The sequence below is a fragment of the Mogibacterium sp. CM50 genome (assembly GCF_000293155.1).
GTDB classification, from domain to species: domain Bacteria; phylum Bacillota; class Clostridia; order Peptostreptococcales; family Anaerovoracaceae; genus Mogibacterium; species Mogibacterium timidum.
On the sequence record NZ_ALNL01000006.1, the window covers coordinates 1 to 15572 of the forward strand.

Here is a 15572-nt window from a genome sequence, read left to right on the forward strand (position 1 = left end):
AACATTGTTGAGGCAGAGCTATGCCCTGACCATATACATATGCTTGTAGAAATACCGCCAAAGTATTCTGTGTCGCAAATAGTCGGATATTTGAAAGGAAAAAGTTCTCTTATGATATTCGATAAATTTGCAAATTTAAAATACAGGTATGGGAATAGACACTTTCGGTGCCGAGGGTACTATGTTGATACAGTAGGGAAAAACGAAAAGAAAATAGCTGAATACATACGTACACAACTTCAAGACGACATAGTAGATGATCAAATGACGCTGAAAGAGTATATTGATCCATTCACAGGAGAAAAGATGAAGTAGTCCTTTAGGACTTGTAGGAAAATACGTGCGGTTGGCGAATCTATTCAACGCATCTTAAGATGCAGCAGGTAAAAGGCCCTTATAGGGCCAAAACAAACCACCGGCTGAGCCGTTGGTCGTGATTATAGGTCTATAACCGGTACATCATGTATCAATAGCATATAAAATATGCATATAATCTTAAATGCTTACTATAGAAGACATATCGCTCCCGGCAAATGTACGTAAAAGCATCATATGAGACCTGTCAGTCCTGATCATAGACTCCGTTAGATTATTTTGACTTCATGATGTCCAGAATAGTTTCTTCGGTCTTAACCATCCCGGGAGATGCGATAAGACCCATGTTTCGCATCGTATCCTCAGGAGTTGCTCCGTTGATTCCGTGCATGTTTTCAATGCAGATTCCGGATATGGCAAAATCCTTGGAACGGAAAGCCGTGTCCACAGCGGATATACCCTTCATGACGCAGCCGTGGTTGCCGCCGTCACAAATCATGCCGGTGATACTGCTGGCCATGTTGTTAAGACATCTGTGCATATCATCTACATTTCCGCCATCTAGATAAACCAGTGCGCACGCCATGCCGCTTCCGGCAGCAATTGCGCAGCCGCAAAACGCAGAAAGCCTTCCCGAATATTCCTTTATATATGTGCAGATGAGATAACTCAGCGCGGTTGCTCGGAGAAGCTTCTCCTCATCTATATTATGGATTTTGCAGTAACCATAGAGAGGGAGCGTGGCTATTATGCCGTGCGCTCCTGAACCGGTGATGCTCATCGCAGGGGCGTCGAGACCGAGGACTCTGGCTTCGATTGCGGCGTTGCAGAGTAGACTGGCGGTATCTACATCATTGTCGCTGATTACCTTGTTGCCATTTTTCTTGAAGAGCGATCCGGCAAACGTGGTTCGGTCACTAGCCATAGCGGTATCAAAAAGCGCGAGGTTAACAGCATAGGCTTCTCTTATAAATGCTATATCGTCGTATGAAACGGTTTCGATCAGCTCGACAAAGTCGCTAAGCGTGTATTTGTGAATAATCGGCACTGCGAGCGGATCATCGCGTGTCTCATCGTTATGCTCATTTCCCATGACAACCTTGCCATTATGCTTGATGCAGCTGATATTGGTATGGCTGTCCCGGATGATGACCGTAGCAGACTCATCACCGCAGTATACCATTGCCTCAATGTGTATGCGGCTGCTGATCTCTGAAACCTCGGCAGTAATCGCTCCGGATTTAATCATGGTCTCGGCAGCTGTATTGTCTTCCGGTGTGACGGTAGATAGACATTCCAATCCCAGCTCCGGGTTGGCAGCAATCGCACCGAGAGCGGCAGCATAGAGATTGCCGAGGTGAGTGCTGTTCGGGATTCCGCAGGTAAATGCGTTCTTGTATATTCCGCTGTTTAAACGAAGCTCAACTCGTTCTGCCCTACCGGAGAGATAAGAACAGGCTGTTGACACCGCATAGGCAATAGCACCGGGTTCAGTGACACCGAGGGCGGGTTTCATATCAGAGCTGAGTAGTTCAATAAGTTCATGCATGTCGGACTCCTTTCTACTATAGCTAAATGATATCACAAGTGCCGGTATAATAACGGCTTGCGTTTGAAGTCTGTTTGTGTTAACCTGATTAAGCACGATTTGAATATAAATGCATTTAGTCGCATGTGGAGGATTGACCGAGTGGCTAAGGAGCCTGATTGGAAATCAGGTAAGGCGTAACAGCCCCGTGGGTTCGAGTCCCATGTCCTCCGCCATAAAAAGTCTTGGAATTTCAACGGTTCCGGGACTTTTTATTTTTGTTTTTGATAAAAATTGCCACAAGATTGCCATTGAATTATGGATTGAAATACGGCAAAAATATTATGGGATACTATTAATCTGATAGTATTTATAATGATGGCCGTAGTGTTACGACACATATATAAGGATGTATTGTGTGGCGGCATTAAAGGTGTTTCAAAATGGTATATCTTAAAAAATGTTTTAATGTGGTTTGTTGTTATCGAATCAATATCGATATTTTCAAGCCTGTTAATTAATACTTATTATGCGGGTGCGATTAAGTCAAGAAACGAGATTGAAGTTGAGGGAATGTTGCTGAATCAAGGAATAGTAGCATGTGCAACTCTGGTGGTAGCTATATGTTTGTGTCCTATAGTTGAAGAAATCATTTATCGTGTCATAATACAAAAAATGCTGGATGAAAAGACAAAAACAGTAGCATGGTGGATATCTCCATGCTTAACTGGTATTTTGTTTGGTATAACACATGTCGGATTAAGTGTTGCAATGATTCCATATTTTATTCTGGGTACCGGTATAGGAATCGTATATAAGAAAACGGAGAATATTGTTATCGCTATTACGATACATTCACTGAATAATTTATTTGCATCAATATTTGTGCTCCTACATAATTTCACTTGATGTAATGAAATAGATTATTTTTTTGTAGTAAGATTCAGAATTTTGACGGATGATTTACATACGAATAAAATAGTATCTAAAAAATGGTGCACTGCTATTTTTTGAGTCTTTCTACTAATTACCAAAAATATTTTACAAATGACCATAGAACAGTGCCATGCTTTAGAATCTAATTACAAAAAGTGAGGATACGTATAAAAAGAAGACAACCTGAATATTGATATTGCTGTTTGACGTAACCTTTATTTGAAGAAGCATATCGCATTCAGTTCTGAGTCGTGTACCTGCATAATCTGATTCGGGTATTGGCCATATCTAAATATCGGGCGAAATATTCCTAACTCCATATTTCGCACATGCAAAAAAGTCTGGTTCTTAGAATCAGGCCTTTTTGCATGTGATGAACAAATCAGGGTAGAGTATTGAATTATTATATAACTTACACCCCAAGCTTCATCCTTATCAGCCCTAATATAAGCAGGTGAACAGGGTAGAACAGGTAGTTAACCGGCTTGCTCTGTCTGCCTCTCTTGCCGTTGTATGTGAGCACCAAACCGAATCCCAGTAGTGCCCACGGCTCCTTGTACATCGATGCAAAGTTAAAAGGAATCGATAGCAACTCACGTTCATGGAAGATGTAGAAGAAGTAGCCGACCAGTATTGCGTGATGCTCATAATCGAGGCTCAGATTCATAGCTATCAGACACGAAACAGCGACGATTGTAAACGACACGAGGAACCATGCGGGTAATGGCAGAGATTCCATCTTGACCTTTAGTGTATCAATGACCCATATGGTGATTAGCACGAGTCCGAGTGTGAACATGATATTATTCCAGTTTATGTTAAAGTATTCGGAAGTCGTAAACATATCGAACGGCACTTCCGAAATCACTCCAAATATCAGTAATGTAGCGAGGTAACGCCATTTATTCCTAGTTTTGAAATACCCTTCTACAAGAAGAAACACGAAGATAGGGAAGGCAATTCTACCTAGTATGTCAAATAGGTTGCTTACAGTGTTAAGAGCACCGCCCTTGAGATAAGGGTAGATAAGCGCCTTATTAATGTGGTCGATCAGCATAGACAGGAACGCTATGTATTTTAGCTGTGCACCTGACAGGACCTTGAGCTTTTTTATTGCAGGATTGTTCATGGTGTACTCTCCAATTTTTAAATTAATGTGCTTGGCATTTCCTGTAATATAGCATCTTACGAGGTGCTTGCATAGATGGATTGAGCTCAATTAATAAATGCTTAATAAGTACGATATCAACGACCATATGTCTATGGTTCTAACTTTTTTCGCCATATGAGATACAAAAATCTCTTCTCACCAATATCCCCGAGAGAAAGGTGTACGCTAAAGTAAAATTCCATATTGAAAAAATTAATAATTGGTGTAAAAACTGTCAAATACATATTCTGAAAATTGCAAGAAATGTAAAGTTGATGTAAACTTTACATTTATCAGCTGGCAAGCTAATGGTTATTGATAGTGATCTGCTATAGATTCAGTATATAGAGATGACTTTCATAGATTGGATAACAGTAAAATGACGGACGAGGAGGTTATATATGGAACTTATCAAAGATTTGCCGGAGATATTCGAGAGCTTTTCTGAACAGAGAAGGAATTCTTTTCTAACCGTAAAGGAAATAAAGGAGTCCGGAACACCTGTTGTCGGTGCGTACTGCACATACTTCCCACAGGAGATCGCGATGGCGGCAGGCGCTGCTCCTATCGGACTATGCTCAATGTCTGATGAACCTATCTCAGAGGCGGAGAAGGATTTGCCGGCAAACCTGTGTCCCCTAATCAAGTCGAGCTATGGATTTGCAAAATCCGATAAGTGTCCTTATTTCCACTTTTCCGATGTGGTTGTGGGTGAGACGACTTGCGATGGTAAGAAGAAGATGTATGAGCTAATGGCTGACTTCAAAGAGCTATATCTGATGAAGCTGCCCAATAGCCAGGATGAAGAGGGCAGAAAGCTGTGGCGATCAGAGGTGGTCAAGATTATCAATTACTTAAGCGACAGATTTGGAACTGAGATAACAGAGGAGAAGCTTCGAGCTGCAGTTAACCTTAAGAATCGAGAGAGGGAAGCACAGAGAAAGCTTTCAGAGGTTATGATGCATGATCCGGCCCCGATCACAGGACTTGATCTGTTCAATACAGTGTATGGCAGCACTTTCAATTTCGACAAGGATGAGCTTGTGGAATCGCTCATCAGTCTAGCTGATAGAATTGAGGATGAGTATACAAAGGGCAACATGTTGGATAAGCGTGCGCGCATCTTGATTACCGGCTGCCCGATGGGAAGCGGCACACTCAAGGTGGTTAAGGCTATCGAAGATAATGGGGGAGTTGTCGTATGTTATGAGAACTGTTCGGGCTACAAGAACTTTGATGAGCTTGTTGATGAGGATGGCGACGATATCATCAGTGGGATTGCAGATAGATATCTAAATATCGGATGCTCGGTAATGACTCCAAATGGCAGCAGATATAAGCTCCTTGACAAGTTAATCGATCAGTATAATGTGGATGGTGTAATAGACATGTCACTAACGGCCTGTCTGACCTATAACATCGAATCAAAGTCAATCGAAAAGTTTGTGACGGAAAAGAAAGGAGTCCCATATCTAAGTGTTGAGACTGATTACTCTCAGGCAGATGTAGGACAGCTCAACACTAGAATTACAGCATTTCTCGAGATGCTATAAAGGAATATAAAGTGCATGAGCAATCAGAGCAATAAAAAACGAAAAACAATATTTCTGATAATAATTGCAGGTGTAATTTTGTTCGCAGCCGCTTTTTCTTTGCGGTCACTTACCGTTCATAATCGCGAAACTTCGGGGGATGGAAAGCATTTGAAAGGCTATAACAGCAAGAGTATATATGTGTACAATCTCACGGATGACAAGGTTCAAGTAGATATCAATGGGGATGAACGACTGCCCGTCGCTTCTCTCACCAAGCTGATGACCTGCCGAAAAGCCCTGGAGATTATGAGAGCAAAGAGCATAAGACTATCTGATCAATGCAGTGTGACGAGCTCAGCTTATAAGTTAGTCAAGAAGCAGCATGAATTCATGATCGGATACGAAGTTGGGGAGCAGACATCCTGGGAGGATTTATTTCACGCTATGATTATGCGGTCGGATGGAGTGTGTGCCAACTCGATAGCTGAAATTCTAGGTGGAAATTCAGAGAATTTTATACATGAGATGAATAAAGAAGCTAAAGATATAGGGCTTTTTAATACTCATTATGCGACATCTGATGGGGTATACAATGGAGAAGAGTACTCGACGGCCGAGGACGTGGCTAAGCTTCTAAGAGTTTCGCTCGATGATAAGGATTACTATGAGATTTTTACCGCTGAAAATTACACATCTGCACGAACCTCTGAGCATCCTGACGGTATTTCTTTTCCCAATGATGTTGTAGATAAATTCAAGGAATACAGGTCTGCGGGGCTGAAAATTATCGGAGGCAAGTTCGGTTATACTCCGCAAGCCGGAAAGAGCCTTGCAGTTTTAGTAGAGAAAAATGGCAAACGATATATTGTTGTTACACTGGGTCTCAAGGCTGATGGCAAGACTTACGGACACGTCGATGATGTGTTGAAGGTCATGAATAATATTTAGAGGTCAGAGTTTCTACTCTGCTTGACCCTCTTCAATTGATGTCTGATATCAGCATGAAGTCAAGTGTTATACGCTTATGAAGCTGACAGATTTGCTTAAGGCAAACAAATTTTTAAATATAATACAAATATTAGACACAATTTTTAGAATATGCTATAATTTCCACGGCTGATGCATGATTATAAGGGTAAATCGTGCATCAGCTTTTTATGCCAAAAACTTTTACTTTATACGTTATAGCTTTTGCGAATTTATTTGTCAGGGAGAATTATTTATGGAAAAAGCGATTAATGATGTGGTACTCGCGGTTAGCGATGTGCTGTACAGACCATGGCTTGTACCGCTTCTGCTGCTGGCCGGTGGTCTGTATTTTACTATGCGCACCAGATTCATACAGCTCAGCATGTTCAAGGAATCGATCAAGGTAGTTTCAGAGAAGCCTAAGTCTGAGAACGGTATTTCTTCATTCGGTGCGCTGATGGTTTCGACCGCATCTCGAGTTGGTACCGGCAACATCATCGGTGTTGCGACTGCTATCATACTGGGTGGTGCCGGTTCGATATTCTGGATGTGGCTGACCGCACTATTTGGCGGTGCGACGGCATTCATTGAGTCGACGTTGGCTCAGATTTATAAGAAGAGAAACCATGAAGGGAACAGCTATGGTGGACCGGCATACTATATGCGTGATGCACTCAATGCCAGATGGCTCGGTGTATTCTTCTCGATTATCGTTATGTTTACATATGCTGTAGGATACAACATGCTCGCTGCATATAACCTGCAGTCGACATTTAATACCTTCAGCTTTTACAATGAGAACACCCCTAAGGTTATCGGAGTAATTCTTGCTATTGCTTTTGGAGCGATTGTTTTGGGTGGTGCAAAGAGACTTTCGGATGTAACGAAGGTGCTCGTTCCTGTGATGGGTGTCGTGTATGTTGGTGTAGCTCTGATTGTTATCATTCTCAACATCAAGAACGTTCCACATATGTTTGGCACGATTTTCAAGAACGCGTTTGATTTCAAGGCCATATTTGGAGGGTTTACAGGATCCTGCATTATGTTCGGTATCAAGAGAGGTCTCTACTCCAACGAAGCCGGTATGGGATCCGCTCCTAATGCTGCTGCAACCGCTGATGTTTCGCACCCTGTAAAGCAGGGGCTCGTACAGATGCTTTCCGTATTTATCGATACACTGCTTATCTGCTCTACGACTGCTTTTCTGTGCTTGATTACAGATGTAAATCCTCATGCGTATATCGATGGAGATGCCGCAAATGCCGCGGGCTACGTGCAGGCCGCTATTCATTCTACTCTCGGAAACTTCGGACCTATCTTCATCTCCGTTTCGATGTGTTTCTTTGCGTTCACCACCTTGATTGGCAACTATTCATATTGTGAAGGCTGCCTCGCCTTCGTCCTCAAGAGAGATCTCAAACGAAGCGAGGAGATTATTTTCAGAGTCGCGGCCATTGTTCTTGTATACGTAGGTGCTGTATCGCAGGCCGATCTCGTGTGGAATATGGCTGATATGGCACAGGGACTGATGGTCATCACAAACGTTCCGGTAATACTCATTCTCGGCGGAATTGCCATCAAGTGCCTCAACGATTATAGGAAGCAGAGATACGAAGGGATTGAACCGCACTTTATAGCTGCTCATATCGGCATCAAGGGTGAAACGGATTTCTGGAAGTAGTTCAATTTGAAGTCAGTGTTGGCAGGATCAATGTATAGAAACGTATAAGTTGATGTAGTCTGGCGGTTGTTGCTAGACTGTATGCTTCAATACAAAATATAATATTCAATATAATAAATGTTAAGAGACCGCGAGTATGTGCAAGCGTACACGGTCTCTTGATGTATTAGGGATGAAGTGATAACATTAAGTCTGTTCATAAGCTGGATTTGGAGGTCGTTACAATGAGAAAAGGCAAACGTGTAGTTGTTACTGACGGCGTAAGTGCAAATGGCGATAAACTTGTCAGGGGCTTTGCTTCATACGGAGCATCAACTGCCTTCTTTTACAGCCATTCCTATGACAAGGCTCTTGCTCTAAGCAGAGAGGCGAGTGCATTAAATATCAGATGCAAAATTGCAAAGCTTGATTCCCTTTGGTCGGCGAGAGAGGTGCTCAGAGGGTATTTTGACGACGAATTTGATACGTTAGTATGTAATATTGATCTCGCAAATGATACTGACTTTGATGACATGAGCGGTGAAAAGTGGAGGCGTGAAGTTATCGCTGAAATTGACGGTCTGTTTTATACAATCAGGGCGCTTAGACCGTTCATGAATCGAAACGGAGGGAGTATTATCATAGCCGCTGCAAAGGATGAAAATTCCGGATTTGCAAGCAAAATCATGGAGTCATATATAGAAGGCTTGACGAGGTCGCTGTCGGAGTCGATGAGGAGCGTCGGTATTCACGTGAATGCTATTATCTACCGGAATAGCGATTATGCCGGCAGTCATGTGTTCGAGGCTGTGAGACAGCTTGCTTCTAGCGATTCTTCGTTTATAACCGGACAGATTATACGGCTGTAATATATGCCGTGCATTCAGTTACCAAAGTATAGAAAAAGGGATATAGAAAAAAGAGGTAAGGATGAAATTCAAGGAGCATTATAACATAAGATCTTACGAGGTAGACTTAAATGGTGCAATTAAGCCGATGCAACTGATGCAGCTGATGCAGGAGAGCGGTGAAAGGCAGATGAGGGCAGAGGCCGTATCTTATGATGATTTGTATATAAAAGAGCACAAGTCTTTCGTAGTTAGCCGCATGAATATTGAGATTTTTGAGCCGGCTCAGAAGTATTCGGATGTAGATGTTGAGACGTGGGTTATACAGGGGAAGGCGGCGAATTTTCCCCGGGGCTATGAGATGATTAAGGAAGGAAGGGTCATAGCTAGAGCTCTTGGAGTCTGGGCGCTCGTCAATACAGAAACGGGCAAGCTGATACTCAATAAGGATTATGATATGTCTTCTTACTCTAGGGATGAGACCCCCAAGCTGAGCATTCCCAAGAGATTCAGGTTGCCGAAGGAGCTTGAATTTAAAGATGTGGAGAGAACCGTTGTTAACCGTTCTATGATAGATATCAATGGACACATGAACAACACCGTATATGCGACCAAGCTGTATGATAATATTCCGGAGGCGGAGAAATATTTTATAACATCAATGAACCTGCGTTATGTTCACGAAGCTCCGTTTGAGAGTGAGTTCGTGGTATACACAAGTAGAGCTGTTGAACCGGGTGATATGGACCCACGGGCTGACAAGCTTATATATTTCTACACGGAGGCTGATGGGGAGACCAATATCGAGGCGGCTATAGGGCTAAAAAGTATTTAATAAATTTATTAAAAGATAATTCATAGAGATAGTTTGTTTAAGGGAAAGACTGCGGAAAGGTAGTCTTTCCCCTTTTTATGTTGAAAATTAAATTATGTGTTGAAAAATCACAATAAATACCAATATTGTGTTGAAAAGTGGTGTGAAGTGGTTTAAAATGGAGGAGCAAGAGTGAAAACTAGAGCTGACGTGTACAGAGGACGATAGATGTTTACCGGGACTTACGAAAATTCAATAGATAGCAAGAACCGGATGATCATACCGGCCAAGTATAGAAATCAGCTCGGTGGCGAGTGTATGCTTTCCAGAGGTTACGACCGATGCATCTACATCTACACGATGGAGGACTGGGAGATGCTCGCAGACAAGCTCAAAGAGCTTAGACAGTCAGATCCGGCTATCAGAGAGTTCATCAGAAAGCTGTTCTCTCAAGCGAGTGAATGTAAGCTTGATTCCCAGGGTAGAGTAATTATTCCGACCAATCTCAAGAAGTACGCAAGGATTGACAAGGAACTGGTGACACTAGGTGCGATGGACAAGATAGAGATTTGGAGCAAAGAAGCCTTTGACGAAAATGAGGATGATAATCCGATGGACGACGAAGATTTCATCGCTAAGCTAGCAGAGTATGGGTTGTAGGAGAAGAGATGACATTTGAGCATGTACCGGTACTATTCAATGAAGTGATTGATTCGTTAGGTATCAGGGCGAACGGAACTTATATGGATGGAACAGTAGGCGGAGGAGGCCATTCTTCCGGTATATGTGAGAGGCTCAGCGAGAAAGGTCATCTCCTAGCTGTCGACCGAGACAGCATTGCCCTCAGAGCGGCAGAAGACAGGCTGGCCGATTATGACTGCAAAAAAACCTTTATCCACGCTAACTACAGCGATATCGATGCTATCAAAGCTGAATGTGGAAGTGTGGATGGAATTCTGCTTGACTTGGGAGTTTCATCGTATCAGCTTGATACAGCGGAGCGAGGATTTTCTTACATGCACGATGCACCGATGGATATGCGCATGAACGAGGATGATTTGTTTACAGCCTATCAGGTTGTAAATGAGTATTCTGAAAAGGAACTGTTTCGTATCATCAAGGAATATGGTGAGGAGAGATGGGCATCGAGAATTGCCAAGTTCATCGTCAAGGCGAGGAGTGAAGCAAAGATTGAGACGACCGGACAACTTGTCGAGATTATCAAGGCAGCGATCCCCGCTTCGGCGAGAAGGACCGGACCTCATCCGGCCAAACGAACATTTCAGGCGATAAGGATTGAAGTCAACGGAGAGCTGGAGCATTTGAGCCGGGCTATGGAGAAGCTTCCTGACCTGCTTGCATCGGGCGGTAGGATGGCAGTGATTACGTTCCACTCGCTAGAAGACAGAATCGTGAAGGTAGCGTTTAATAAGAGAGCAAATCCTTGCACGTGTCCGCCGGAATTACCCGTGTGTATATGTGGTAAGGTGGCAGACATTACCAAGGTGACAAGCAAACCGATAGTAGCGAGCGAGCATGAACTCGAAGAGAATCCGAGGGCCAGGAGTGCAAAGCTCAGAGTAATAGAGAAGCTTTAACAGCGGGTATTCAGCAAAGGAGAAGAAGGAAATGCAGATGGCAACAAGTGCAGGCGCAATGAACAGCGGTGTTGGTGTGGTCAGAAAAACAAAGGTAACTGGCAACCGCAACGCAAAGGCAAAGCAAAATTCAAAAATATTGGCATGTGTACTTCTGGTAGGAGTGTTATGCCTTTCGGTTGTTGTGATGTCGGCTTTTGCGGCGAATCTCAACCGGAAAAACAACGAGCTTCAGAAGAAGAATGATTATATTCAGGCAGAGATAGATTCGCTGAATACCAAGATTAACGACGCAAGCAACATTAACAAGATTGAGAAGACAGCAACCGAGAAATACGGGATGGTACATTCAGAGTCGCAGAACTGCATTACAGTAGGCGATTCTAAGAGCTCAGGCAAGACAAACCTAGCATCGGCAATCAAGGATGAAGCTTACGAATAAATAATCCGTATTGATTATAGAATGCCACTGATCCTTATTCGGGTCGGTGGCCTTTTAGGATATACATGTTATTCTGCGGTAAAATAGCGCGATATGGTATATAATATAATCTATGTAAGTATGGAAATTTTGAGATTGATTTAGGAGACAATGGATGGCAAAGTTCCGCAATCCTTTAAATAAGATAAATAAAAGGACTTCTCGCAAGAGCAAGGTGTCCAAGGCAGGCGGTGATTCTGTCAAAAAAACAGCTTCCGCTTCCCGCATGTCCTCCGATGTGCAGCAACGCGGCGCTTCCGGCGCACAGAGCCGCAGGGGCGCGGTTACTGCTGTAACTGCGGAAAATAAGAGCAGACTCGGGTTCGGGTTCCTTATTATTGCGATATGCTTTACGATTCTGATATTTAGACTCGCATTCTGGCAGGTTATAAGGGCTGATGACCTTGATGCCAAGGCGGCCGAGATGCAGAAAATCGATACAGAACTCGATCCGATCAGAGGCAATATATATGACCGGAACAAAAAGGTGTTGGCACAAACCGTTACAAAGTACGAGTTATATGGTTATTCGCAGAACCTGTACAAAAATAAGGAACTAGACAAAGCTGCTAAGGAGAAGAACCTGAGTGAGCTCACTAGGCTTGCAGGCGCGGAACGCAAGGATATGAAGAAAATTCTGTCCGGCAAGGATAATCTGGTTTTGCTGGCAAAAGGCTTAGATCAGGATCAGGTCAACAAGGCTCAGAAACTTTGGGGCGGTGATATAGTTGTCAAGACAAAGGTTACCAGGTCATATCCAAATGGAACCTTTGCTTCGACACTGCTCGGATCGGTCGACAACAAAAATGTAGGCCTGAACGGACTTGAGTTCCAGTACAACGAGAAACTTGCCGGTATCAAGGGAAGAGTAGTGAGAACTACCGATATCTATGGCAATGCACTATCAGTAGGTAGCAGTAAATACTATTCGCCCAAGAATGGAGATAGTCTGGTAACCACAATAGATGAAGTAATACAGCACTATGTTGAAGACGCACTTAGTGAGGGTATGAAGGATACGGGGGCCGAATCCATAACCTGCATAGTAATGAACCCTAAGACAGGCGATATCCTGGCTATGGCAAGCACGCCAAGCTACGACCCTAACAACCCATATACTCCGTCCGGCGATGAAGCAAAGAAATTCAAGGAGCTAGGCACGAAGGACAAGAGCGCATATCTGAGCAGGATGTGGACAAATCCTGCAGTCAGCGGGCTGTATGAGCCGGGTTCGACATTTAAGCTGGTTACAGCTGCATCTGCAATCGAGAGCGGAACGACCACTGATGCTTCGAGGTACAGCGACCCGGGATATATCAATGTTGATGGAACTAGCCTCAAGTGTTGGAGTCCGGTTCCACACGGCACCCAGAACATCACCGAGGCAGTCGGAAACTCATGTAACCCTGCACTTGCAAGAGTTGCGCTAGATATGGGCAAGTACAACTTCTATAAGTATATAGATATTTTTGGATTTACACAGAAGACAAGGGTTGATCTGCCGGGAGAAGCTGATTCCATCGTCAAGAATCAGAGCGCTGTATCCAATGTCGATATTGCGACTATGGGATATGGACAGGGTATTGCTATATCGCCAATCCAGCTGATGACGGCTATAAATTCTCTCGGTAATAACGGAGTTATGATGCAGTCTAAGGTTGTGAAGCAGGTTGTCGGGCCGGATGGCAAGGTCAAGAAGACCGTCAGGGACCGACGCGTGAGACAGACCGTGTCGAAGGGTACAGCGGACAAGATGCGTTCTATCATGGAGTATTACGTAGCTGAAGGCGGTGGAACCAGCGCGTATCTGCCGGGCTATAGAGTTGGTGGTAAGACCGGTACTGCAAATATCGCAGAGAACTCGGGCTATTCTGAACAGACTATTGCGTCATTCATCGCGATGGCGCCGATGGATGATCCGCAGATTTCGATACTCGTAATGGTAACAAGACCTAAAAAGAGCATTTTTGGAGCTGCAAATGCAGGACCAATTGTCAAAAGGATACTCGAAAAGACCTTGATATATAAGGGTGTTGAACGCAAATACTCCAAGAGTGAGCAAAGCGAACTGGCTAAGGCTGAGGTTACCGTACCTGATGTAACGGGAATTAACAGCAGCGAAGCTATCAGCAAGATAGAAGCTGCGGGACTCAAGGCCAAGAAAATGCCTGAGGGCACGGGGGATTCGTTCCTCGTAATAGACCAATACCCTAAGAAGGGCGATAAGCTCGCAAAGGGCGGGACTGTGTACATATATAGCGAATAAAGCGAGTCTGAGGAATAATTCGATGAAAAAGATAAGTGTTGACTACATTCTTGATGCTATACCGGAATCAAAGCTGTTATCAGATGCCGGCAGTGCAGAAGTGACAAGTGTAGCGATTGACTCTAGACAGGTGAAAGAGTGTTCTCTGTTCTTTGCCGTAATAGGCGAGAAAAATGACGGGCATGACTTTCTTCCATCTGTCAGAGAGAACGGCTGCCATGCAGTAATAGTGTCAGATACTGAGTGGGGGGATAAGATTGCAGCATATGGTGATATGACAGTAATCTTGGTGTCCTGCACCAGAGATGCGCTCATGCAGCTCGCAAAGAGGTATATTGCGGACTGGCACGGATTGTTAAAGGTGGCGGTAACCGGGAGTGTAGGGAAGACCGGTACTAAGGACTTCCTCGGAGCAGTGCTCAGCTCAAAATATAAGACCGGAAAAACTCCAGGCAATCTTAACAGTGATTACGGATTACCGTTAACTGTTTTCGGCTTCGATGAAGATATAGAAGCTGCTGTGCTGGAGATGGGCGCAGGACGTTCTGTTCATATCAGCGAGCTGGCTGACATAGCAAGACCGGATATAGGTGTTGTTACTAATGTCGGTACGTCACACCTTGAGGCTTTTGGAACGAGGGATATTTTAACAGCGGAAAAGCTGGGGATATCGAAATTCTTTGACGTCGGTAATTCGATTATTGTTAACTCAGATTGCGACAAGCTTAGTCGTAAAAATGTTGAAAAAATAGTGCCTGCAGGAACTGACGTGGTTACGGTCGGCAGCGAAGTTAACGATAATATTATAGTTTATAATATTGGGGATTTCGGCATAGACGGTGTTAGCTGCTCTCTGGATGTGAAGCTCGGACTCACAGAATACGATGGCACATATAAGCTCGTTATTCCGGTAATAGGTGCTCATAACCTCGGCAACGCGGCACTTGCGATTGCAGCCGGAGTTAAGCTTGGCATCAACCCTGCAGACGGTATACGCGCTTTGGCTGATACGAGGTTCTCTTCCGGGCGACTGGAAGTGATAAAGACAGATAGATTTACGATTATAGATGATTCATATAATGCAAGTCCCGAATCTATGAAATCAGGACTAAAGATATTAAATTCATCAAAGGCTTCAAGGCGTGTCGCGATACTGGGTGATATGTATGAATTGGGAGATGAATCCGAGGCGTTGCATGAGTCTGTAGGAACATATGCGCATGATATCGGAATCGACCTTTTAATCACAATTGGTTCTAATGCGACAGCTATAGCGAGAGCAGCTGTTGCAGCGAAGGAAGCTGAGGGGATTGCATATGATGGTGGACCGGAGGTAATCGCATATACAGATAAAGATGAGGCAATATCGGAAATCAATGATTTGCTCACAGAAGGAGATGTTATTTTGGTCAAAGCATCTCGTGGCATGAAGCTAGAAGACGTTATTTCAGCTATAAAATAGCAAGGAAGAG

General features: G+C 43.7%; 14 protein-coding genes and 1 tRNA gene. 13 read left to right on the top strand and 2 right to left on the bottom strand.

The genetic code is table 11. From position 1 onward, the window contains the following. Window positions 1-315 (top strand): IS200/IS605 family transposase (tnpA, locus tag HMPREF1152_RS00300; RefSeq protein ID WP_039883240.1); only part of this gene is annotated, 315 nt, incomplete at its 5' end. Window positions 316-589: 274 nt separating this feature from the next. On the opposite strand, the gene HMPREF1152_RS00305 is transcribed toward tnpA, so the two are convergent. Then, window positions 590-1864 carry an L-cysteine desulfidase family protein gene (locus HMPREF1152_RS00305; protein WP_009643157.1) on the bottom strand — a complete coding sequence of 425 codons (1275 nt, stop codon included), beginning with the start codon at window positions 1862-1864 and terminating at the stop codon, window positions 590-592. A 127-nt stretch (window positions 1865-1991) separates the two neighbouring features. Between HMPREF1152_RS00305 and HMPREF1152_RS00310 the strand changes: the two genes are divergently transcribed. Continuing rightward, a tRNA-Ser gene (locus tag HMPREF1152_RS00310) sits at window positions 1992-2079 on the top strand. A gap of 139 nt (window positions 2080-2218) precedes the next feature. Continuing rightward, a complete protein-coding gene (locus HMPREF1152_RS00315) occupies window positions 2219-2752 on the top strand; it encodes a CPBP family intramembrane glutamic endopeptidase (protein ID WP_009643145.1) in 534 nt (177 codons plus the stop codon). A gap of 439 nt (window positions 2753-3191) precedes the next feature. Here HMPREF1152_RS00315 and HMPREF1152_RS00320 read toward each other — a convergent pair whose 3' ends face one another. Continuing rightward, complete coding sequence (locus HMPREF1152_RS00320; RefSeq protein ID WP_009643152.1) at window positions 3192-3908, bottom strand: TraX family protein; 717 nt, start codon at window positions 3906-3908, stop codon at window positions 3192-3194. A gap of 422 nt (window positions 3909-4330) precedes the next feature. On the opposite strand from HMPREF1152_RS00320, the gene HMPREF1152_RS00325 reads away from it, so the two are divergent. The 10 genes from HMPREF1152_RS00325 to HMPREF1152_RS00370 all read left to right on the top strand — a co-directional run bounded on the left by HMPREF1152_RS00325 (window position 4331) and on the right by HMPREF1152_RS00370 (window position 15562). Beyond that, window positions 4331-5482 (top strand): double-cubane-cluster-containing anaerobic reductase, encoded by a 1152-nt coding sequence (locus HMPREF1152_RS00325; RefSeq protein ID WP_009643143.1) that lies wholly within the window; start codon window positions 4331-4333, stop codon window positions 5480-5482. A gap of 15 nt (window positions 5483-5497) precedes the next feature. After that, a complete protein-coding gene (locus HMPREF1152_RS00330) occupies window positions 5498-6412 on the top strand; it encodes a D-alanyl-D-alanine carboxypeptidase family protein (RefSeq protein ID WP_009643136.1) in 915 nt (304 codons plus the stop codon). Between the two features lie 274 nt (window positions 6413-6686). Beyond that, complete coding sequence (locus HMPREF1152_RS00335) at window positions 6687-8114, top strand: alanine/glycine:cation symporter family protein (protein ID WP_009643161.1); 1428 nt, start codon at window positions 6687-6689, stop codon at window positions 8112-8114. A 224-nt stretch (window positions 8115-8338) separates the two neighbouring features. Beyond that, window positions 8339-8962 carry an SDR family oxidoreductase gene (locus HMPREF1152_RS00340; RefSeq protein ID WP_009643147.1) on the top strand — a complete coding sequence of 208 codons (624 nt, stop codon included), beginning with the start codon at window positions 8339-8341 and terminating at the stop codon, window positions 8960-8962. Between the two features lie 61 nt (window positions 8963-9023). Continuing rightward, entirely contained in the window at window positions 9024-9776 is a 753-nt protein-coding gene (locus HMPREF1152_RS00345; RefSeq protein ID WP_009643151.1) for an acyl-[acyl-carrier-protein] thioesterase, read from the top strand. A 207-nt stretch (window positions 9777-9983) separates the two neighbouring features. Then, entirely contained in the window at window positions 9984-10415 is a 432-nt protein-coding gene (gene mraZ / locus HMPREF1152_RS00350) for a division/cell wall cluster transcriptional repressor MraZ (protein ID WP_009643154.1), read from the top strand. A gap of 8 nt (window positions 10416-10423) precedes the next feature. Next, entirely contained in the window at window positions 10424-11353 is a 930-nt protein-coding gene (gene rsmH, locus HMPREF1152_RS00355; protein WP_009643146.1) for a 16S rRNA (cytosine(1402)-N(4))-methyltransferase RsmH, read from the top strand. A 31-nt stretch (window positions 11354-11384) separates the two neighbouring features. Continuing rightward, window positions 11385-11795 (top strand): cell division protein FtsL, encoded by a 411-nt coding sequence (locus HMPREF1152_RS00360; protein ID WP_009643162.1) that lies wholly within the window; start codon window positions 11385-11387, stop codon window positions 11793-11795. Window positions 11796-11949: 154 nt separating this feature from the next. Further along, window positions 11950-14100: a penicillin-binding transpeptidase domain-containing protein gene (locus tag HMPREF1152_RS00365; RefSeq protein ID WP_009643148.1), complete on the top strand. Its 2151-nt coding sequence runs from the start codon at window positions 11950-11952 to the stop codon at window positions 14098-14100. 22 nt (window positions 14101-14122) lie between these two features. Continuing rightward, complete coding sequence (locus HMPREF1152_RS00370; RefSeq protein ID WP_009643141.1) at window positions 14123-15562, top strand: UDP-N-acetylmuramoyl-tripeptide--D-alanyl-D-alanine ligase; 1440 nt, start codon at window positions 14123-14125, stop codon at window positions 15560-15562. Window positions 15563-15572: the final 10 nt, after the last annotated feature.

Excerpts from the sequence above, each read along its gene's own strand:
- HMPREF1152_RS00305 (WP_009643157.1), bottom strand. The coding sequence starts at position 1,864 with ATGCATGAACTTATTGAACTACTCAGCTCTGATATGAAACCCGCCCTC.
- rsmH (WP_009643146.1), top strand. The coding sequence starts at position 10,424 with ATGACATTTGAGCATGTACCGGTACTATTCAATGAAGTGATTGATTCG.
- HMPREF1152_RS00360 (WP_009643162.1), top strand. The coding sequence starts at position 11,385 with ATGCAGATGGCAACAAGTGCAGGCGCAATGAACAGCGGTGTTGGTGTG.
- HMPREF1152_RS00365 (WP_009643148.1), top strand. The coding sequence starts at position 11,950 with ATGGCAAAGTTCCGCAATCCTTTAAATAAGATAAATAAAAGGACTTCT.
- HMPREF1152_RS00320 (WP_009643152.1), bottom strand. The coding sequence starts at position 3,908 with ATGAACAATCCTGCAATAAAAAAGCTCAAGGTCCTGTCAGGTGCACAG.
- HMPREF1152_RS00315 (WP_009643145.1), top strand. The coding sequence starts at position 2,219 with ATGATGGCCGTAGTGTTACGACACATATATAAGGATGTATTGTGTGGC.
- mraZ (WP_009643154.1), top strand. The coding sequence starts at position 9,984 with ATGTTTACCGGGACTTACGAAAATTCAATAGATAGCAAGAACCGGATG.
- HMPREF1152_RS00345 (WP_009643151.1), top strand. The coding sequence starts at position 9,024 with ATGAAATTCAAGGAGCATTATAACATAAGATCTTACGAGGTAGACTTA.
- HMPREF1152_RS00340 (WP_009643147.1), top strand. The coding sequence starts at position 8,339 with ATGAGAAAAGGCAAACGTGTAGTTGTTACTGACGGCGTAAGTGCAAAT.
- HMPREF1152_RS00335 (WP_009643161.1), top strand. The coding sequence starts at position 6,687 with ATGGAAAAAGCGATTAATGATGTGGTACTCGCGGTTAGCGATGTGCTG.
- HMPREF1152_RS00370 (WP_009643141.1), top strand. The coding sequence starts at position 14,123 with ATGAAAAAGATAAGTGTTGACTACATTCTTGATGCTATACCGGAATCA.
- HMPREF1152_RS00325 (WP_009643143.1), top strand. The coding sequence starts at position 4,331 with ATGGAACTTATCAAAGATTTGCCGGAGATATTCGAGAGCTTTTCTGAA.
- HMPREF1152_RS00330 (WP_009643136.1), top strand. The coding sequence starts at position 5,498 with ATGAGCAATCAGAGCAATAAAAAACGAAAAACAATATTTCTGATAATA.